Origin of the sequence: Nocardioides sp. GCM10028917, assembly GCF_042666175.1 — a bacterium.
Lineage (GTDB): Bacteria > Actinomycetota > Actinomycetes > Propionibacteriales > Nocardioidaceae > Nocardioides.
Genome location: NZ_JBHTFL010000008.1, coordinates 289,931 through 307,842, shown reverse-complemented (window position 1 = coordinate 307,842; position 17,912 = coordinate 289,931). Strand labels below are relative to the sequence as shown.

General features: G+C 70.9%; 20 protein-coding genes, 1 tRNA gene and 2 pseudogenes. 14 read left to right on the top strand and 9 right to left on the bottom strand.

Annotated elements, in window-relative coordinates:
* Positions 1 to 292: 292 nt before the first annotated feature.
* The 3 genes from ACFQW6_RS18005 to ACFQW6_RS17995 all read left to right on the top strand — a co-directional run bounded on the left by ACFQW6_RS18005 (position 293) and on the right by ACFQW6_RS17995 (position 1,247).
* Positions 293 to 673: a WhiB family transcriptional regulator gene (locus ACFQW6_RS18005; RefSeq protein WP_378548519.1), complete on the top strand. Its 381-nt coding sequence runs from the start codon at positions 293 to 295 to the stop codon at positions 671 to 673.
* Between the two features lie 47 nt (positions 674 to 720).
* Positions 721 to 915 carry a hypothetical protein gene (locus ACFQW6_RS18000; RefSeq protein WP_191195012.1) on the top strand — a complete coding sequence of 65 codons (195 nt, stop codon included), beginning with the start codon at positions 721 to 723 and terminating at the stop codon, positions 913 to 915.
* A gap of 164 nt (positions 916 to 1,079) precedes the next feature.
* On the top strand, positions 1,080 to 1,247 hold the full coding sequence (locus ACFQW6_RS17995) for a hypothetical protein (protein WP_378548516.1): 168 nt from the start codon (positions 1,080 to 1,082) through the stop codon (positions 1,245 to 1,247).
* 10 nt (positions 1,248 to 1,257) lie between these two features.
* Here ACFQW6_RS17995 and ACFQW6_RS17990 read toward each other — a convergent pair whose 3' ends face one another.
* Positions 1,258 to 1,794: a hypothetical protein gene (locus ACFQW6_RS17990; RefSeq protein WP_378548513.1), complete on the bottom strand. Its 537-nt coding sequence runs from the start codon at positions 1,792 to 1,794 to the stop codon at positions 1,258 to 1,260.
* Between the two features lie 131 nt (positions 1,795 to 1,925).
* On the bottom strand, positions 1,926 to 2,084 hold the full coding sequence (locus ACFQW6_RS17985; protein ID WP_090969683.1) for a DUF5679 domain-containing protein: 159 nt from the start codon (positions 2,082 to 2,084) through the stop codon (positions 1,926 to 1,928).
* Between the two features lie 191 nt (positions 2,085 to 2,275).
* Here ACFQW6_RS17985 and ACFQW6_RS17980 point away from each other — a divergent pair, with 191 nt between their 5' ends.
* The 3 genes from ACFQW6_RS17980 (at position 2,276) to ACFQW6_RS17970 (ending at position 5,046) form a co-directional block, all read left to right on the top strand.
* Positions 2,276 to 3,082 carry an enoyl-CoA hydratase/isomerase family protein gene (locus ACFQW6_RS17980; RefSeq protein ID WP_378548510.1) on the top strand — a complete coding sequence of 269 codons (807 nt, stop codon included), beginning with the start codon at positions 2,276 to 2,278 and terminating at the stop codon, positions 3,080 to 3,082.
* Positions 3,083 to 3,350: 268 nt separating this feature from the next.
* Complete coding sequence (locus tag ACFQW6_RS17975) at positions 3,351 to 4,445, top strand: PHP domain-containing protein (RefSeq protein WP_378548507.1); 1,095 nt, start codon at positions 3,351 to 3,353, stop codon at positions 4,443 to 4,445.
* Between the two features lie 61 nt (positions 4,446 to 4,506).
* Positions 4,507 to 5,046 carry a M48 family metallopeptidase gene (locus ACFQW6_RS17970; RefSeq protein ID WP_300050923.1) on the top strand — a complete coding sequence of 180 codons (540 nt, stop codon included), beginning with the start codon at positions 4,507 to 4,509 and terminating at the stop codon, positions 5,044 to 5,046.
* On the opposite strand, the gene ACFQW6_RS17965 is transcribed toward ACFQW6_RS17970, so the two are convergent.
* On the bottom strand, positions 4,995 to 5,591 hold the full coding sequence (locus tag ACFQW6_RS17965; RefSeq protein WP_378548504.1) for an NUDIX hydrolase: 597 nt from the start codon (positions 5,589 to 5,591) through the stop codon (positions 4,995 to 4,997). The two genes, ACFQW6_RS17970 and ACFQW6_RS17965, sit on opposite strands and share 52 nt — an antisense overlap.
* Entirely contained in the window at positions 5,588 to 6,922 is a 1,335-nt protein-coding gene (locus tag ACFQW6_RS17960; protein ID WP_378548501.1) for a zinc-dependent metalloprotease, read from the bottom strand. Before ACFQW6_RS17960 ends, ACFQW6_RS17965 begins: the two co-directional genes overlap by 4 nt.
* Positions 6,923 to 6,974: 52 nt before the next feature.
* Here ACFQW6_RS17960 and ACFQW6_RS17955 point away from each other — a divergent pair, with 52 nt between their 5' ends.
* From ACFQW6_RS17955 to ACFQW6_RS17925, 7 genes are all read left to right on the top strand, one after another.
* Positions 6,975 to 7,412 carry a molybdenum cofactor biosynthesis protein MoaE gene (locus ACFQW6_RS17955; RefSeq protein WP_378548498.1) on the top strand — a complete coding sequence of 146 codons (438 nt, stop codon included), beginning with the start codon at positions 6,975 to 6,977 and terminating at the stop codon, positions 7,410 to 7,412.
* 42 nt (positions 7,413 to 7,454) lie between these two features.
* A complete protein-coding gene (locus tag ACFQW6_RS17950) occupies positions 7,455 to 7,715 on the top strand; it encodes a hypothetical protein (protein ID WP_378548495.1) in 261 nt (86 codons plus the stop codon).
* A gap of 48 nt (positions 7,716 to 7,763) precedes the next feature.
* On the top strand, positions 7,764 to 8,816 hold the full coding sequence (locus ACFQW6_RS17945; protein ID WP_378548492.1) for a PDZ domain-containing protein: 1,053 nt from the start codon (positions 7,764 to 7,766) through the stop codon (positions 8,814 to 8,816).
* Positions 8,813 to 9,448, top strand: coding sequence for a PPA1309 family protein (locus ACFQW6_RS17940; RefSeq protein ID WP_378548489.1), 636 nt, complete (start codon positions 8,813 to 8,815; stop codon positions 9,446 to 9,448). The genes ACFQW6_RS17945 and ACFQW6_RS17940 overlap by 4 nt, the downstream gene beginning before the upstream one ends.
* A gap of 4 nt (positions 9,449 to 9,452) precedes the next feature.
* A complete protein-coding gene (locus tag ACFQW6_RS17935; RefSeq protein ID WP_378548486.1) occupies positions 9,453 to 12,449 on the top strand; it encodes a UPF0182 family protein in 2,997 nt (998 codons plus the stop codon).
* 48 nt (positions 12,450 to 12,497) lie between these two features.
* Positions 12,498 to 12,571: transfer RNA gene (locus ACFQW6_RS17930), tRNA-Met, on the top strand.
* Between the two features lie 180 nt (positions 12,572 to 12,751).
* The gene (locus ACFQW6_RS17925) at positions 12,752 to 12,982 is read left to right on the top strand and encodes a helix-turn-helix domain-containing protein (protein ID WP_378549187.1); all 231 of its coding nucleotides are present in this window, start codon (positions 12,752 to 12,754) and stop codon (positions 12,980 to 12,982) included.
* Positions 12,983 to 13,158: 176 nt separating this feature from the next.
* Here ACFQW6_RS17925 and ACFQW6_RS17920 read toward each other — a convergent pair.
* The 3 genes and pseudogenes from ACFQW6_RS17920 to ACFQW6_RS17910 all read right to left on the bottom strand — a co-directional run.
* Positions 13,159 to 13,317, bottom strand: a pseudogene (locus tag ACFQW6_RS17920) (NmrA family NAD(P)-binding protein); the annotation flags it as partial.
* Entirely contained in the window at positions 13,314 to 13,496 is a 183-nt protein-coding gene (locus ACFQW6_RS17915; RefSeq protein ID WP_378548483.1) for a hypothetical protein, read from the bottom strand. The gene ACFQW6_RS17915 and the pseudogene ACFQW6_RS17920, both read right to left, overlap by 4 nt.
* 158 nt (positions 13,497 to 13,654) lie before the next feature.
* Positions 13,655 to 14,074: pseudogene (locus ACFQW6_RS17910) on the bottom strand (aldo/keto reductase); the annotation flags it as partial.
* Positions 14,075 to 14,221: 147 nt separating this feature from the next.
* On the opposite strand from ACFQW6_RS17910, the gene ACFQW6_RS17905 reads away from it, so the two are divergent.
* The gene (locus tag ACFQW6_RS17905) at positions 14,222 to 15,091 is read left to right on the top strand and encodes a slipin family protein (RefSeq protein WP_378548480.1); all 870 of its coding nucleotides are present in this window, start codon (positions 14,222 to 14,224) and stop codon (positions 15,089 to 15,091) included.
* A gap of 369 nt (positions 15,092 to 15,460) precedes the next feature.
* Here the strand turns inward: ACFQW6_RS17905 and ACFQW6_RS17900 are convergent, their stop codons facing one another.
* Together ACFQW6_RS17900 and ACFQW6_RS17895 are read right to left on the bottom strand one after the other, a co-directional pair.
* Entirely contained in the window at positions 15,461 to 15,658 is a 198-nt protein-coding gene (locus ACFQW6_RS17900; RefSeq protein WP_378548477.1) for a hypothetical protein, read from the bottom strand.
* A 55-nt stretch (positions 15,659 to 15,713) separates the two neighbouring features.
* Positions 15,714 to 17,891: an MMPL family transporter gene (locus tag ACFQW6_RS17895; protein WP_378548474.1), complete on the bottom strand. Its 2,178-nt coding sequence runs from the start codon at positions 17,889 to 17,891 to the stop codon at positions 15,714 to 15,716.
* Positions 17,892 to 17,912: the final 21 nt, after the last annotated feature.

Genomic DNA, 17,912 nt, shown 5'->3' with positions numbered 1-17,912 from the left:
GAAGACGATGACGGCTTGGACGCCGTCCTTCGGCATGCCCGCTGCCGGCCACCGCTGCGCCACTGATGTGCGCATCCTCGGTGCCGAAGCTGCGCTCCAGGGGACCGCTGTGTCCATCGAGCGCGTCAAGGGCGTCTTCCCGGGTACTCCAGCCTGGAGTCCGTCGACTTAGGTCACACACCTACATCGGCAGCCTCCAGGCCGCGGAACCCGAAACCCGGGATCCGCGGCCTTTCTGTTTGTCCCGAGTGAGTCCAACCGCGATCAGGTCAACGAGGAGGAGGTGAACAACATGACCATCAGCGTTCTCGACCGAGACCGAGCTGCCGACAAGACCGAGGTGGAGCCCCAGGCCCCGCTCGGAGTCCTGCACGACGCAGCTGCCGGAGTGAACGAGGAGCTGCTGCCCTGCCGCGTCAACGACGCAGAGCTGTGGTTTGCCGAGTCCCCCGCGGACGTGGAGCACGCCAAGGCCCTCTGCATCGACTGCCCCGTGCAGGCACTGTGCCTCGACGGAGCCCTCGAGCGGCGTGAGCCGTGGGGCGTCTGGGGAGGCGAGCTCTTCCTCCAGGGTGTGGTGATCCCGCGCAAGCGGCCGCGAGGCCGGCCCCGCAAGTCCGAGCAGGTCGCCGCTCAGGCCGGCCAGAACCAGAAGGACGGGGCCGCCGCGTAGGCGCCACCGCTCCACCACCTCCGAAGAAGTACAGGAACACATCTGCCATGAAGACCTACCGAAATGGACGAAACGACATGAATCTCATGCATGAAGAACTCGCACGCGCGCAAATGACCGCGCGCCTGGGAGAGGCGCACGAACTGCGGCGCGGCCACCAGCTGGCCCTGGCCCGTCGTATGAGCCGCAAGGCCGAGCAGGCCGCGCAGCAGGCGCGTCTCGCCCTCGCTCGCGCGATCTGACGTGTTCCGAGGCCGACCTGGCCCCGGGACGGCTCTCGCCCTGATCGCGGGTGAGCACACACAGCGAGCCGGTACGTCGTCACCGTGACGACGTACCGGCTCGCTGCCATTTCCTGGACGTCCGGCCGGCTCGCGACCCCGTCGCGCGGCGGTAGCCTCGAGGTGTGAGCGACCTCGTGACGTGCGACTTCTGCGGCACCCAGGCCCCCGAGGGGGAGACCCTCACGTGGACGACCGCCGTCGAGAACGGCCGGCGACGCGCCTACTGCGACACCTGCTCGCGCACCCACCTGCGGGCGATGGAGAGCAAGCTCGACAGCGAGTGGTGGTGACCGACGCCGATCAGCCGGTGTCGAAGCCTGCGTCGATCCCGTCGAACCACGCGCACCCGCAGTAGGGGTGGCGCTGCCAGCGCCGTGCGGCCGGCACCGGCTCGTGGTCGACGCGCCACGAGGTGAGCCACGTGTGCGGCAGCTCGCTCCGCGACCACGCGGCGAGGTCGCGGGCGACCGCTCCGGCGGCGAGCGAGAGCAACGGCCTCGGGACGGCTCCCGGTGCCGCGCGATCGCCCTCGTCGAGCACCGCAGCGGCCACGCACCGCGCGCACGGCCCGACGCCGGGCGCGACCCACGGGCCGACATCCACGGCGTAGGGCTGCACGCCCACCAGCACGTGGGGCAGCGAGTCGACGCACCACGCGTCGACCGTGGCCGAGACCAGGCGTGCCGGGGTCACCGCGATCCCGACGGGCGCGCCGCGGTCGACGGCGACCCCCGCCGCGGTGAGCGCGGCGACGACGGGCCCGGTCCAGGCGTCAGGGCAGTCGAGCTGCGCGCGCGTGCCGCCGGCGTACGGCGAGGGGGCGGGGCGGGTGGGCACCCTCCGACGGTGCCACGACGGTGACGGGTGCGGGCCGTCGTCCACAGGCGACCCCGGGTTCAGCACCCCGACATGCAGCAGCGGCGCCACCCGAGGGGTGACGCCGCTGCCGAGAGCTCAAGAGCTGAGGCTCACGCCTTGCCGAGGATCCGGTTCAGGTTCGTGCCGCAGACCGGGCAGACGCCCTTGGCCATCTTGGTGCCCTTGTCGTTGACCTTGATCTCGCCCTCCGCCTCGCGCTTCTCCTTGCACTTGACGCAGTAGAACTCACCGCTCCAGGTCTCCGCCATGACGGCCTCCTTGCTTGTTTTCTTGGTCGTCGCGACGGGGAAGTCTCTCGGGGAAGCCCGCCGGGGAGAGCCGACGGTTGCCAGCGCTCCGCCGACGACCCTACGCCACGCGTGGGCCACGCTCACGCACCACACGCGCTGAGCGTGAATCCGGGTCAGTTCACGCTCAGCCGGATCAGTACCCTCGGGCCATGCCCGCGACCTCTTCCGACCTCACCCACCTCCGCCTCGAGCGCCCCTCCGAGGGGGTCGTCCTGCTGACCCTCGACAACCCCGGGATGCGCAACGCGATGAGCGACGAGATGACCTCGTCGTGGGTCGCGGCCGTCGAGGAGATCGCTGCCGACACGTCGGTGCGCGCGGTGGTGGTGACGGGGGAGGGCAGTGCCTTCTGCTCCGGTGGCAACACGTCGTGGATCGCCAGCGAGCCCGACGCGAGCGTCGACCGGCTGCGGTCGCGGATGCTGCCGTTCTACCGCGCATGGCTGTCGATCCGGCGCCTCGAGGTGCCCACCATCGCCGCCGTCAACGGCGCCGCCATCGGGGCCGGCCTGTGCCTCGCCCTGGCCTGCGACATCCGCTACGCGGCGGACGGCGCCAAGCTCGGCGTGCCCTTCAACAAGCTGGGCATGCACGCGGGCATGGCCGGCACCTGGCTGCTCCCCAACGTCGTCGGCCCCGCCCACGCGCGCGACCTGCTCCTCACCGGCCGCGTCGTGGAGGCCGACGAGGCATTGCGGCTCGGCCTGGTCTCGCGCGTCATCGACTCCGGGTCCTTCCTGGACGAGGTGCTGGAGACGGCGGCCGGCATCGCGGCGACCGCGCCGATCGCGGCGCGCCTGACCAAGGTCGCGCTCGCCGACGGTGGCCACGCCGACTTCGAGTCGGCGCTGCAGTGGGAGGCGCTCGCCCAGCCGATGACGCTCGCGACCGCCGACCTCCAGGAGGGCATCGCGGCCGCGAGGGAGAAGCGGTCCGCGCAGTTCCACGGACGCTGACCGCGCGCGGCCTCCCGGAAGAGAGGACGAAGAAGGGGCCCCGCAGCCTCCGACGCCTGCCTTCCCCAGCTGGCGTCGAGGAGCCGTGGGGCCCTTCTGGGCGCAACGCTAGGGCCGGCCACCCGCGCGGTCAACGGGTGGGTGTCCACCCCTGTGGACAGTCCTGTGGAGACGGTGTGCACCGCGGTCCGTCGGGGGTGGACGGAGGCACCGGGTGTGGGGAGGACCCTGTGCGCGACACGCCCGGGGCGAGCGCCGTACTGTGCGGGTGACCAGCGGTTTCACCCGCGACGGGGCTGTGGAGGAGAAGAAGTTGGGCGAGGAGTCGACGGCGGGCACCGCCCGCGGTCCCGTGGCGACCCTGCGGCGCATCGCGTTCCTGATGGAGCGCCAGCGCGAGGAGACCCGCCGGATCGAGGCCTTCCGCAAGGCGGCGCGCACGATCCTGCCGCTGCCCGAGGAGGAGGTACGCCGACGCGCGGCCGACGGCACGCTCACCGAGCTGACCGGCATCGGCCCCAGCACCGCTGCCGCCATCACCGACGCGTGCAACGGGGTCGTCCCCGAGCGCCTCGTCAGGCTCGAGGCGACCGCCGGACCCCTGGCGCAGGGCGGGGAGGAGCTGCGCGCCCGGCTGCGGGGCGACCTGCACTCCCACTCGGACTGGTCCGACGGCGGCTCGCCGCTGGAGGAGATGGCGATGACCGCCATGGAGCTCGGCCACGACTACCTCGTGCTCACCGACCACAGCCCCCGGCTGCGGGTGGCCAACGGGCTCAGCGCCGAGCGGCTGACGCGCCAGCTCGGCGTCGTGGACGCCGTCAACGAGCACCTCGGCGGGTCGTTCACCCTGCTGAAGGGGATCGAGGTGGACATCCTCGACGACGGTTCGCTCGACCAGACCCCGGAGATGCTGGGCCGACTCGACGTCCGGGTCGCGTCCGTGCACTCCAAGCTCAAGATGGACGCCGCCCCGATGACGAAGCGGATGGTCACCGCCGTCCGGAACCCGCACACCAACGTCCTCGGCCACTGCACCGGTCGCCTGGTGACCGGCAACCGGGGTGTGCGACCGCAGAGCCAGTTCGACGCGAAGGCGGTGTTCACCGCGTGCGCGGAGGAGGGCGTGGCCGTGGAGATCAACTCGCGGCCCGAGCGCCGCGACCCGCCCACCGGGCTGCTCGAGCTCGCCCGCGACCTCGGGTGCCTGTTCTCGATCGACTCCGACGCCCATGCGCCGGGCCAGCTCGACATGCTCGACTACGGCGCCGCCCGCGCCACCGAGGCGGGGATCGACGCCGACCGGATCGTCACCACCTGGGACCGCGACCGGCTCCTCGAGTGGGCCGCGGCCCGGCTCTGAGCGTGGCTGCGCCCCAGCGAGTCCACCCTCGAGTGTGGGTGGCGGGGGCTAGGTTCGGCACATGAGCACCCCGGCCACCCCGCCCGACGTGGAGGTGCGCCGCTCGCGCCGCCGCCGTCGGACGGTCTCGGCCTACCGCGACGGCGACCGCATCGTGGTGCTCATCCCCGCCGCCATGAGCAAGCGCGACGAGGCGACGTGGGTCGCCGACATGGTCGCGCGCATCGAGCGGCAGGAGAAGCGCCGCCTGCGGTCCGACGACGACCTCGTCGCCCGGGCCGCCAAGCTCAACGACCTCTACCTCGGGGGCCTCGCGGTCCCCGCCTCGGTGCGGTGGGTGACCAACCAGAACGCGCGCTGGGGCTCGTGCACCCCCGGCGACCGCACCATCCGGCTCAGCGACCGGCTGCAGAAGGTGCCCGGCTGGGTCGTGGACTACGTGCTCGTCCACGAGCTGGCCCACCTGCTGGAGTCGGGCCACACGCCGGCGTTCTGGGCGTGGGTCGACCGCTATCCCCGCGCGGACAAGGCGAAGGGCTACCTCGAGGGCTACTCCGCGGCCGCCCGGCTCGAGCCGCCCCCGGGTGTCGACGAGGACTGAGCCTCCCGCACCCGCGCGACCGCGACCTCGATGAGGACGTACATGTCGTCGAACGTCGCCGGGAGCGCGTCGACCGGCCACCAGCGCACGTCGAGCGACTCCTCGCTCGTGGCGTGGCCGGCGTCCGGCTCGGCGGTGGCCAGGAAGCGCACGTCGAGGTGGTGGACGGTGCCGCGGTCGGAGCAGAACTCCACCGCGTGCTCGTCGAGCGACAGCGGCTCCTCGTCGAAGTCGAACGACATCAGCCCGGACTCCTCGACGAGCTCCCGCCGGGCGCCGCGGGCCAGGGAGGCGTCGTCGGGCTCGAGGTGGCCGCCGAAGGCGAGCCACGCGTCGGCCTTGCGGTGGTGGTTGAGGAGCACCGCGCCGCCGTCGGGGGAGACGACGATCGCGCCGGCGGTGAGGTGGTCGGGGAAGCACGCCTTGGCCAGGCCGTCGGGGTGCGCGGCCAGGTGGGCGAGGTAGCGGTCGCGCAGTGCGGCCTGCGCGGGCGTCGGCGCGACCCAGCCCGACAGCGTGGCGACGGCGCTCGCGTGGAGGGTCACTCGGCGGGGCGGGTGCCGCTGTCGCCGCCGTCGAGCAGGTCGCGCAGGCCGGCGTCGAACTCCTCCTCCGACAGCTCGTCGGGCGTCACCGAGTCCTCCCGGAAGCCAAGCGGGTCGTCGAGGTCGGCGGCGGTGGGCAGCAGGTGCGGCGACATCCAGACGCCGTCGCGGGCCTCGGCGCCCTGGCGGGTGCGCAGCGAGCCCCAGAGGACCGACGCGTCCCGGAGCCGGCGAGGCCGCAGCTCGAGGCCGACGAGGGTGGCGAACGTCTGCTCGGCCGGACCGCCCGCGGCGCGCCGGCGGCGTACGGTCTCCTGCAGCTTGGCCGCGGCGGGCATCCGCTCGGCCGTGGCCTGGCTGACGACCTCGTCGACCCAGCCCTCCACGAGGGCGAGGGTCACCTCGAGCTTCTCCAGCGCCGCCTTCTGTGCGGTCGACGGCTCGGGGTCGAAGAGCCCGCCCGCGAGGGCGTCCTGCATGGCCTCGGGGTTCGTCATGTCGACCTCGCGCAGCTTGGCCTCCATCCCGGAGGTGTCGAAGTCCATGCCGGCGCCGTACTCCGAGACCGCTTCGATGAGGTGGTCGCGCAGCCACGGCACGCCGGCGAACAGCCGCTGGTGGGCGGCCTCGCGCAGCGCGAGGTAGAGCAGCACGTCGTCGGCGGAGACGTCGGGCAGCTCCTCGGCGAACGCCGTGACATTGGTGGGCAGGAGCGCGGCCTTGCCGATCGGCCCGAGGGGCAGGCCGATGTCGGAGGCGCTGAGCACGTCGGCGGCGAGCGCACCCAGGCCGCTGCCGACCTGGGAGGCGACCATCGCGCCGCTCGCCTTGCCGAGCATCGCCATGAGCGGACCGGCGAGCTGCTTCATCTCCTCGGGCATCGCCTGGCCCAGGGCCTGGGTGGCGGAGCCGGCGATCGGCTCCACGAGCACCTTCCAGACCGGGATCGTCTCGACGATCCACTCGGCCCGCGACCACGCGGCGGTGGTGGTCACGCCCGAGGGGAACTCGGTCGTGGTGTCCAGCCAGTGGTCGGCGAGGCGCACGGCGTCGGCGACCGCGCCCGACTGGGCGGGGCTGACGGTGGGGTCGGGCTCCTGGGCCGCGGCCCGGCGGGCCAGGTCGGTGACCGTCTCCCAGTTGACCGGGCCGTCGTGCGGCGCGAAGAAGGACTGCATCTGCGCCATCAGCGAGTTGAGGTCGGGCAGGCCGCCTCCCGGGCCGAAGCCGCCCATCTGGGAGAAGATCTGCTCGAAGGGCGTGCCCTTGAAGGGGTTGTTGTCGTCGGGACCCTGACCGGACGATCCGGGACCACCGGGGGTGTCACTCATGGCCTCCACGGTACTCACCGCGCCCAGCAGCGGCACCCCTAGACTCGGCCGGGTGAGCGACCCCACGTCCGATCCCGTGCGCCTCGTCGACATCCGCGACACCCCGCTCGACGTGACCGAGGTCCTCGACGCGCTCGGTGACGACGGTGCCGGCGGGCTCACCCTCTTCGTGGGCCAGGTCCGCGACCACGACGGTGGCAAGGGCGTCACGGCGCTCGACTACTCCGCGCACCCGACCGCGCTGGCGCGGCTCGAGGACGTCTGCCGACAGGTGGCCGCCGACCACGACGTCCGCGGCGTGGCGGCGGTGCACCGGGTGGGCCAGCTGCGGATCGGGGACCTCGCCGTCGTGGTCGCCACGACCGCCGCCCACCGCGGCGACGCCTTCGCTGCCTCGCGCGCCCTCATCGACACGCTGAAGGCCGAGGTGCCGATCTGGAAGCACCAGGTCTTCGACGACCACACCGAGGAGTGGGTCGGCACGCCGTAGGGCCTCCCGGCCCGGACCCCTCGCGGCACCTACGCTCGTCGCGTGGAGATCCTGCTGTGGCTCGTGCCGTCGGCCGTCGTGGCCCTCGCGGCGATGGCGTGGGTGTCGTGGGCCGGGCGGGACGGCCGCGGCGAGGTCGACCGCGACGTCGCCGTCGAACGCCTCGGCCGAGCCCTCACCAAGGAGCCACCGGCGGGCACGCGTCGTACGTCGACACGGGTGCGTGACCGCAGCACGGGCATCGCCGTCCGGCCCAGCCACGGGGCCGACCCGGGCGACCGCGCCACCCGACGCGCCTCGTGAGCGACGCGCGTTGCCGCGGAGTTGCCGTCGTTTGAGAGAGTTGCGCCCATGAGTCAGCGGACCAGGGCGGGATTGCTCGCGCTGTGCCTGCTGGCAGTGCTGTGGGCGACGGCCGCGTTCGTCCCCCTGCCCTACGTCACCTACTACCCAGGACCGACCGTCGACATCCTGGCCGAGGACGACGGTGACGAGATCGTCGAGGTCACCGGCCACGAGGCCTACTACGACGACGGCGAGCTGCGGATGACGACCGTCTACGTCAGCACGCCGCAGGAGGACGTCAGCCTTCCCGAGCTCCTGCGCGCCTACTTCGACCCCGACGCCGCGGTCTGGCCACGCTCCTCCATCTACGCCCCCGAGGAGACCGACGAGTCGAGCGACCGCCAGTCCGAGGCCGCGATGGTGTCCTCGCAGGACACCGCGATCGCGGCTGCCCTCACGCAGCTCGGGGAGCAGGTGGACCCGCTCGTGGAGGTCCTCGACGTGACCCCGGGCCTGCCGGCCGACGGCAAGCTCGAGGTGCGCGACGTGCTGCTGCAGGTCGGCGGCGCCAAGGTCACCGGCGCCCAGGACGTCGTCGACGCCGTCGACGCCGCGTCGCCCGGTGAGCCGGTCGCGTTCGTCGTACGACGCGGGAAGAAGGAGGTGGCGGTCGACGTCACCCCCGAGGAGGTCGACGGCGACCTCCGCATCGGCATCACGCCGGGCGTCGGCTTCGACTTCCCCTTCGAGGTCAGCGTGGACATCGCCGACAACATCGGCGGGCCCAGCGCCGGGCTGATGATGTCGCTGGCCATCTACGACACCCTCACCCCCGGCTCGCTGACCGGCGGCGCCGACATCGCCGGCACCGGCACCATCACGCCGGCCGGCAAGGTGGGACCCATCGGCGGCATCCAGCAGAAGATCGCTGCCGCCCGCGACGCCGGCGCGGAGCTGTTCCTCGTCCCGTCCGACAACTGCGACGGCATCGGGGGAGTGGACCCGGGCGACATGCGCCTGGCGAAGGCCACCACGATGGACGGCGCCGTGAAGACGTTGGACGACTGGGTCGCCGACCCCGACGCCGACCTCCCCAGCTGCGAGGAGACCGCCTCATGACGAGCCCCACCGACCCGACTCCCGACGCCGTCCCCGAGCCCGGCGCTCCCGACGCGCTCCCGGAGGACCCGGCCCTGGCCGCGGCGATCCTCGAGATCGAGGCGCACGTCGCCCAGGAAGGGTGGGACCAGCCGGCCCGGCTGTACGCCCTCGTCGACACGGCGACGCTCGTGGCCCAGGAGCCGGAGCTGGCCGCCGCGATGGCGATCGACGGCCCCGGCGACGACGGGTCGTTCACGCCCATCGAGCAGGACGGTCTGCCACCCGGCCAGGTGCTCGAGGACGCGCTGCACACCATCGCCTGGCCCGAGAGCGTCGCCGGGTGCGCCGCCGTCATCGAACGGCTCGTGCTCCCGCCCGACGTCGACGACGAGATCCCGGACGACCCCACCGCTGCGGAGCTGTTCGCGCGGGAGCACCCCGATCGCCAGGAGGTGCGGATGGTCGCCGGCGTGACGCGCGCCGGGGCGTCGTACTGCGCCCTGCGCCTGCGGGCGCACGACGACGAGCAGTCGGTGGTCAACGGCACGGAGCTGGTCCCCGGTCTCCTCGACCTCCTCCACGCGACGTTGCACGACCCGTCCCACGACCTCACGCACGACACCCAGCCCCGCCCCGACGAGAACCCCTGAGGCCATGAGCAATCCCTTCGACCGACCCAGCGGACCCACCGGACCCGACGGCCCCCAGCGGCCCGGCGGGAACGGAGGCTCGGGCGGCGCGCGTCCGGCGAGCACGTCACGCCGACCGGGTGCGCTGGTCATCACCGCCATCATCCTCGTCCTCGCCTTCATGCTGCTCAGCGCCTTCGCGTCCTTCTGGACCGAGCGGCTGTGGTTCGGCTCCGTCGGCTACCAGGAGGTCTTCACGACGCTCCTGCTCACCCGCATCGGGCTCTTCTTCGTCTTCGCCGGGCTGATGGCTGCCGTGGTCGCGGTGGCGATGGCCATGGCCTACCGCTACCGGCCCGTGCTGTGGCCCGGCATGCCGGGGATGCCCGACGACGGGATGGACCGCTACCGCCAGCTGGTGGGCCCGCGCATGGGCTGGGTCATCGGTGGCACTGCCGCCCTGATGGGCCTCTTCGCCGGTGCCTCGGCGTCGGGCCAGTGGCGCAGCTACTCCCTGTGGCGGCACAGCAAGGAGTTCGGCACGACCGACCCGTACTTCAACAAGGACGTCGGCTTCTACGTCTTCGACCTGCCGTTCTGGCACTACATCGTCGACTTCGTGATGGCCCTGGCGGTCGTCGGCCTCATCGCCTCGCTGCTGATGAACTACCTGTTCGGCGGCATCCGGCTCTCCGCCCGTCCCGGCGAGCGGCTCACGAGCGCCGCGCAGATCCAGGTCTCGGCCCTGCTGGCGCTCTTCGTGCTGGCCAAGGCCGTCGACTACTGGCTCGACCGCTTCGACCTGGTCACCAACTCCGGCTCGATCTTCACCGGCATGGGCTACACCGACGACAAGGCGGTGCTGCCCGCCAAGGAGATCCTCGCCGGCATCGCGATCGTCTGCGCGCTGCTGTTCCTGGCCAACATCTGGCGGCGCACGTGGCTGCTGCCGTCGGTGGGCGTCGCGCTCTTCGCGCTGTCCGCCATCATCCTCGGCCTGATCGTCCCGACGCTCGTCCAGGCGATCCGGGTCAACCCCAACGTGCCGGACCGTGAGGGCCCCTACATCAAGGCCAACATCGACGCGACGCGCGCGGCCTACCAGCTCGACCAGATCGACGTGCGCGACGTCGGCGGGACCGCCGTCTCCGGCGACGGTGAGCTCGAGACCCTGGACGACGTGACCGACGGGATCCCGCTGGTCGACCCGCAGATCGTCAGCGAGATCTTCGAGCAGCAGCAGCAGGTCCGGGCCTACTACTCGGTGCCCAACGTGCTCGACGTCGACCGCTACGAGATCGAGGGCAAGGACCGCGCCGTGGTGCTGGGCGTCCGCGAGCTCGACCAGAGCGGGCTCGCCGAGGGCGACCAGAACTGGTCCAACCTCCACACCGCCTACACCCACGGCAACGGCGTGATCGCTGCCTACGCCAACCAGCGACCCGAGGACGACTCGGTCCAGCAGACCGGCATCCAGTGGGCCGAGGGCCAGGAGGCCGACGAGGACGCGCTCACCAGGCTCGCCGGCGAGGACGGCTACGAGACGCGCGTCTACTTCGGCGAGCAGAGCCCGACCTACAGCATCGTCGGCCAGCGGCCCGGTGGTGCCCCGGTGGAGTTCGACCTGCCCCGCGGCGACCGCAGCGACGAGGAGGTCGCGACGACGTACGACGGCGCGGCCGGCGTCCCGATCGGCAACATCTTCAGCCAGCTGCTCTACGCGGTGCGCTTCAGCGAGCCCAACCTGCTGCTGTCGAGCCGCGTGCACGAGAACTCGAAGATCCTCTACGACCGCAACCCTCGCCAGATGGTCGAGAAGGTCGCCCCGTGGCTGACCGTCGACTCCGACCCCTACCCGGCCGTGGTGGACGGCCGGATCCAGTGGATCCTCGACGGCTACACCGTCACCGACAAGTACCCGCTCTCCCAGCGCGAGTCGCTCGAGGAGATGACCGACGACTCGCTGCAGGAGAACACCGGCTTCCAGACGCTGCCGACCGACGAGATCAACTACCTCCGCAACTCGGTGAAGGCCACGGTCGACGCGTACGACGGCACGGTCACCCTCTACGAGTGGGACGAGGAGGACCCGATCCTCCAGGCGTGGGAGGAGGTCTTCCCCGATGTCGTGCAGCCCAACGAGGACATCCCCGAGGCGCTGAGGGAGCACCTGCGCTACCCGGAGGACCTGTTCAAGGCCCAGCGATTCCAGTTCCAGCGCTACCACGAGACGTCGGCGTCGGCGTGGTTCGAGGGATCGAGCCGTTGGGAGGTCCCGAGCGACCCGCAGCGCACCACCCGCCTGCAGCCGCCGTACCGCCTCTTCACCGACACCGGTGAGGGCGAGACGTGGTCGTTGACCTCCGTCTACGTGCCGCGGCGCAAGGAGAACAACCTCGCGGCCTACATGGCGGTCAACAGCGACGCGACCAGCACGGACTACGGCAAGGTCTCGGTGCTGCAGCTGCCCAACGAGCCCTCGGGTGGCCCCCTGCAGATCGCCAACACGTTCGCCACCAACGAGGACGTCAGCCAGGCGCTGCTGCCCTACACGACCGGCGACGCCGACCGGGTGCCCGGCAACCTGCTGACGCTGCCGATCGGTGACACGTTCATGTACGTGCAGCCGGTCTACACCCGTCGTGCCGGTGAGTCGAACTTCCCGATCCTGCGCTTCGTGCTGGTCTCCTACGAGGGCAACGTCGGCATCGGGGAGACGCTGCGCGGGGCGATCGCCGACTCGCTGATCTTCGCCGACGACGGCGGCCGGGACCAGAACCAGTCCCCGGAACCCACCGACGAGCCCAGTCCGACTGACGAGCCGACCCCCAGCGAGGGTGCCAGCCCGACCGAGGCACCGTCGGGCAGCGTCCAGGCGCAGATCCGCGAGCTGCTCCGGCGGGCCGAGACCAAGTTCGTCCAGGCGGACCAGGCCCAGGCTGACGGCGAGACGGTGAGGTGGGCCCGCCTGATGGAGCAGGGTCGAGCGCTCATCGAGGAGGCTGTCGAGCTCGCGGACTGACCCCGATTTGGGCTCGGCCGACCACCCCTGTAATGTTCTGTTCACCGACGCGGGGTGGAGCAGCTCGGTAGCTCGCTGGGCTCATAACCCAGAGGTCGCAGGTTCAAATCCTGCCCCCGCTACAAAGTTTCAGGCTCGGAGATCACTGATCTCCGAGCCTGAAAGCATTTGAGACTTGATCCGACCGCCACAAACCCGCCAGACCTGCGGTGAGCCGCCACAAACACGCTCCGGCAGGCACCGACACGGTCGGGTGCGGACCACCGTACGACCGCGCGGATCCACCCGTGCACCTCAGCTGCATGAAGACCAACAACAGCACGCTGAGCGGCTTGGAGCCGTTGCTGAGCATCGACGAGCTCGCCGACTACCTCCACGTGCCGGTGACGACCATCCGGGACTGGCGCACCGACGGCAAGGGACCCTGTGCCGTCAAGGCCGGGGGACGGGTCCGCTTCGCCACCTCCGATGTCCTCGCGTGGCTGGTGCGCCAGCGCGAGAGCGAGCCCGGGCACGGGCCCAGCGGCGGGTGAGCTGACGTGGCCAGGCCCCGTACCCCTATCTCGAGACACTGCCGGACGCCCGCGGACGAGCTTCGACTCGTTTCCGGGACTACGACGGCCAGCTGCGTCGCGTGCAAGCCACCTCCAGCAGTCCGCGCGCCGCCGAACGCAGGCTCAAGGAGCTGCTCGCTGAGCGGACGAAGATCGTCAGCCAGGGTGAGCTCAGGGTCGCGGACGAGGGCGCGGAGGTCGAGCCCGAGGTCGCGTGCCTGCTCGACCACGTGCCGGCCGACGGTGCCCGTCGCGCCGACGACCAGGATGCGCCGAACCGACGACGGCACGGTCGTGTCTCCGCGTGCGGTCATGACAGGCGGCACCCGCCGAGCTGGGCGGTCGTGGCGGGGTCGCGGTGGTCGAAGAACAGGCTGTCTCCGGTCTCGAGTTCGCTGATACGGGCCATCTGCTCGTCGGTGAGCTGGAAGTCGAAGACGCCGTAGTTCTCGGCAATCCGCTCGCGGCGCACGGACTTGGGGATGACGACCACGTCGCGCTGGATGAGCCAACGCAGTACCCGTGAGCCACGGACTTGCCGTGGCCTCGGCCGATCTCGGCGAGCACCGGGTTGGTGAACAGGTCGTTGCGGCCTTCGGCGAATGGTCCCCAGGACTCGATCTGCACGCCGTGCTCGCGCATGACCTGCTGGTCGGCGTGGCGCTGGTGGAAGGGGTGGGTCTCGATCTGGTTGACGGTCGGTGCGACGTCGTTGTGGACGATGACGTCGACGAGCCGGTCGGGGTGGAAGTTGGAGACGCCGATGGCGCGTGCGCCATCGCCGGCGTTGATCTCCTCCATGGCCCGCCACTGGCCGTGGACGTCGCCGTAGGGCTGGTGCATCAGGTACAGGTCGACGTGGTCGAGCCCCAGACGCCGCAGCGACGTCTCGAACGCACGCCCGGTGTTGTCCTGCGCGGGGCGGTCCTGGATCCAGAGCTTGGTGGTGACGAACAGTTCCTGGCGCGGGATTCCGCTGGCGGCGACGGCCCGGCCGACCGCTTCCTCGTTGCCGTAGGCGGCGGCGGTGTCGAGGTGGCGGTAGCCGACCTCGAGGGCGGCCTCGGACACGGCGCGCTCGGTGTCCTCCGGCGGGATCTGGTAGACGCCGAAGCCGAGGACGGCGTCACTGCCGGTTGTGACGCGGGCTGATGGGGAGAACGGCTCGGGCGACGTACGCTCTATAGCGAGGCAATCATCGGTCCTCTGGAGGTCGTCATGGACGTCCTGCTCATCGTGCTGCTAGCGCTGGTCGCCCTGGTCGTCGTGGGCGTCGCCACGAGCTTCCGCGTGGTCACGCAGATCGAGCGCGGCGTCGTGTTCCGGCTCGGCCGGGCTCAGCGGGAGGTGAGGCGACCTGGCCCGACGATGCTGATCCCGTTTGTGGACCGGATGCGTCGCGTGAACATGCAGGTCGCCACCATGCCTGTTCCGGCGCAGGACGGCATCACCCGCGACAACGTGACCGTGCGCGTGGATGCGGTCGTCTACTTCCGAGTCCACGACCCGATCAGCGCGGTTGTCCAGGTGCAGGACTACCGGTATGCGATCTCGCAGGTGGCACAAACCTCGTTGCGGTCGGTCATCGGCAAGAGCGAGCTCGACGACCTGTTGTCCAACCGTGAGCAACTCAACCAGGGCCTCGAAGTGATGCTCGACAGCCCGGCCGCCCCGTGGGGCATCGAGATCGACCGTGTGGAGATCAAGGACGTCGCGCTGCCTGAGACGATGAAGCGGTCGATGTCGCGCCAGGCGGAGGCCGAGCGTGAGCGCCGGTCCCGCGTGATCACCGCCGACGGGGAGTTCCAGGCTTCGAAGAAGCTGTCCGAGGCTGCTGCAGCGATGACCGCGACACCCGGTGCCCTTCAGTTGCGGTTGATGCAGACGATGGTCGAGGTGGCCGCTGAGCGGAACTCGACCCTGGTGGTGCCCTTCCCGGTGGAACTGCTGCGCTACTTCGAGGCGGCGGCGCACGCCGCCGACCCGGCCGTGCCACGCGCGGGCATCCCGGATTCGGAGCCCGCCGCCGACGGAACCCTTCCGAACCCCGCGCCGGGCAGCCGGGCCAGGCGCGTGCCTCACGACTGAGCGACTACAGCGGCTTCATGATGGGGCGTCGCCGTCACGCGGCGGAATGGGTGATCTTGCGACTGTTCGGAATGCGGCATGTGCGAACATCCGACCGCTGGCTCTCAGGGGAAGGCGCAGCCGGGATCTACGCCGAGCCGGCGGAACATGCGCGCGCCCAGCAGAACCAGGTGACGCTGGCTCGAGCATGTTGAGCCTCAGAATTGCAGTGAGCACCAAGACGAGGACGGCCAGCGCGACGCTCCCAACTTCACATGGCCCTGCGAGGGCAAGCACGGCGCGGTCGTTCATCAAGGGATTCGGTCCGTTCGGGGGGCAGCGGGGCGGGTGGGGAACGCCGGGGGTGTGCGTCTTCCACCCGGTCAGGGGTCAGCGGCCGAAGAGCCGCGACAGGAAGCCACCACTGCTTCCGGCCTTGTCGGCCTTGGCCGCGGCCTTCTCGGCCGGGGTGTGCTGCCCGTTGCACCACTGGTTGCTGGGGACCATCGCCTTGACGTCGGCGACGTGCTGGCCGCAGCCGGCCCAAGTGGTCTTGCTGCAGGTTTTGCAGGTGGTCGGTCGGCACATGATGTGACTCCGTTCTGTGGGTGTAGGTCGAGCTGGTTGGTCTTGTGCTGGGCGCTCAGCCGTGGGAGAAGGTGATGTTGGGCAGGACGCGGGTGAGCCAGCGTGGGGTCCACCAGGCGGCCCTACCGGTGAGGCGGAGCAGCACGGGCAGCAGGACGAGGCGGACGAGGAACGCGTCGAGGAGGACGGCGACGCCGAGGACGATGCCCATCTCCTTCGGGGGCAGCGGGCCGGAGAGCGCGAAGGTGAAGAACACGGCGACCATGACGGCGCCGGCGGCGAAGATGACGCGTCCGGAGTGCGCCAGCGAACCCACCATGGCTTCCTTGGGGTCGCCGGACTTCTCGTAGTGCTCCTTGGCTGAGGCGAGGAGGAACACGGTGTAGTCCATCGCAATGGCGAAGATCATCGCGAAGAAGAACACCGGCGCCCACGCGTCGAGGAACCCTTGGGACTCGAAGCCGAGCAGGTCGGCGCCGATGCCGTCCTGGAAGACCAGGCGCGCGACACCGAATGCGGCGGCGGTGGACAGCAGGCTGGCGAGGGTGCCGAGGAGCGAGATGAGCGGCGCCTGCAACGCGATGAGGAGCAGCAGGAACCCGAGGCCGAGGACGACGCCGATGACGAGCGGGGTCGAGTCGTCGAGCTGGGTCTTGAGGTCGAGGTTCTCGACCGCGGCGCCGCCGACGAGCGCCGAGTCGGGCAGGTCGGCTCTCAGCCGGTCGACGGTCTCGGAGAGCCCGGGGTCGGACGGGTCGACGGTCGGGACCGCTTGGATGAGGACCACGTCGGTGTCGTCTGCCGACGGCTGGGCCGGCATGGCGCCGGCGATGCCTGGGTCGCTTCCCAGGATCTTGGCGGTGGCCTTGGCGTCGGACGCGTCGGTGATGACCTGGAGGGTGCCGGGGGCTCCGTCGCCGAAGGCGTCCTTGACCTGGTTGTAGCCGACGCGGGCGCTGGCGTCGTCGGGGAGGACCTGAATGGACGGCATCGCGGTCTTCAAGCCCAGGACCGGCGCGGCGAGGGCGAGCAGCACGACGAGGGACGCGAGCCCGAACGCGACGGGGCGTTTCCACAGGCGCTCCCCCCAGGCGGCGAACTTCGGGGACCGGTGCTCGCCGCTGTGCACCCACTTCAGGCTGCCCTTGTTGATCTTGTAGTCAAGCTTGAACAGCACGAGCGGAAGCAGGGTCAGCGTGGCGGCGAGGACGAAGACGACGGCGAGCATGATGCCGCCAGCCATGGACCGGAACGCCGGTGACGGCACGAGCATGACGGCGGACAGCGACACGAGGACGGTGGCGCCGGACAGCAGGACGGCCTTGCCGGCGGTGTCCATCGTCTCGGCGATGGCCTGGCGTGGCGTTTCGTGGTGGCCCATGCGTGCGGCGCGGAACCGGACGACGAGGAACAGGGCGTAGTCGATGCCGAGCGCGAGGGCGAACATCATGGCGAAGTTCATCGCCCAGATGGAGACCGGGATGAGTTCGTTGATGAGGACCAGTGAGCCGGCGGAGGCGACCAGGCCTGCGAGGGTGAGGATGAGCGGCAGGCCGGCGGCGACGAGGGCGCCGAACGCGAGGACGAGGATGGCCAGGGTGACCGGCCACGACATCATCTCGGACTTCAGCATGGCGTCGAGGTTCGCTTCGTTGAAGTCCGACCACAGCAGGGACGCGCCGGTCGGGTTGACCTCGATGCCGTTCCCGGAGAGGGCTTCGAGCTCACCCTTGAGGTCGTCGGCGACGCGGACCATCTCGTTGGGGTCAGCGCCCGCGCCGGCGAGGATGACGGCGGTGTCGCCGTCCTGGCTGAGCGTGGCGCCGGGCTGGGGCGCGATGACGTCGGCGATCCGCGATTCGTCCTCGAGGATGGCGGTGACCTCCTCGATGACGTCCGCGCCGGTGCCCGTGGTGACGGGTCCGTCGTCCGCGTGGATGACGACCTGGATGGCGGAGCTGGCGTTGCCGCCGAAGCTGTCGGTGGCGAGCTCGCGTACGGCGACGGACTCGGAGCCGTCGGCCTGCCAGCCGGCGCCGGAGAGGTTCGCCTCGACCTTGGGGGCGAAGGCGCCGAGGCCGATGACGAGGAGCAGCCACACGAGGGCGGTGGCCTTGCGGTGGTGGGTGACCCACAGGCCGATCCGGCCGAGCGGGCCGGGGCGGTAGCCGATGCCGTACGGGTCAGCATCGGTCGGGGTGTGGGCGTGGCGGCGGGTGGCCGTCGACGTCATGAGTGGGACTCGTTTCTTGTC

Bases quoted from the DNA above. Each gene is read 5' to 3' on its own strand.
- ACFQW6_RS18005 (WP_378548519.1), top strand. From the start codon at position 293: ATGACCATCAGCGTTCTCGACCGAGACCGAGCTGCCGACAAGACCGAG.
- ACFQW6_RS18000 (WP_191195012.1), top strand. From the start codon at position 721: ATGAAGACCTACCGAAATGGACGAAACGACATGAATCTCATGCATGAA.
- ACFQW6_RS17985 (WP_090969683.1), bottom strand. From the start codon at position 2,084: ATGGCGGAGACCTGGAGCGGTGAGTTCTACTGCGTCAAGTGCAAGGAG.
- ACFQW6_RS17980 (WP_378548510.1), top strand. From the start codon at position 2,276: ATGCCCGCGACCTCTTCCGACCTCACCCACCTCCGCCTCGAGCGCCCC.
- ACFQW6_RS17970 (WP_300050923.1), top strand. From the start codon at position 4,507: ATGAGCACCCCGGCCACCCCGCCCGACGTGGAGGTGCGCCGCTCGCGC.
- ACFQW6_RS17960 (WP_378548501.1), bottom strand. From the start codon at position 6,922: ATGAGTGACACCCCCGGTGGTCCCGGATCGTCCGGTCAGGGTCCCGAC.
- ACFQW6_RS17945 (WP_378548492.1), top strand. From the start codon at position 7,764: ATGAGTCAGCGGACCAGGGCGGGATTGCTCGCGCTGTGCCTGCTGGCA.
- ACFQW6_RS17940 (WP_378548489.1), top strand. From the start codon at position 8,813: ATGACGAGCCCCACCGACCCGACTCCCGACGCCGTCCCCGAGCCCGGC.
- ACFQW6_RS17935 (WP_378548486.1), top strand. From the start codon at position 9,453: ATGAGCAATCCCTTCGACCGACCCAGCGGACCCACCGGACCCGACGGC.
- ACFQW6_RS17925 (WP_378549187.1), top strand. From the start codon at position 12,752: ATGAAGACCAACAACAGCACGCTGAGCGGCTTGGAGCCGTTGCTGAGC.
- ACFQW6_RS17905 (WP_378548480.1), top strand. From the start codon at position 14,222: ATGGACGTCCTGCTCATCGTGCTGCTAGCGCTGGTCGCCCTGGTCGTC.
- ACFQW6_RS17900 (WP_378548477.1), bottom strand. From the start codon at position 15,658: ATGTGCCGACCGACCACCTGCAAAACCTGCAGCAAGACCACTTGGGCC.
- ACFQW6_RS17895 (WP_378548474.1), bottom strand. From the start codon at position 17,891: ATGACGTCGACGGCCACCCGCCGCCACGCCCACACCCCGACCGATGCT.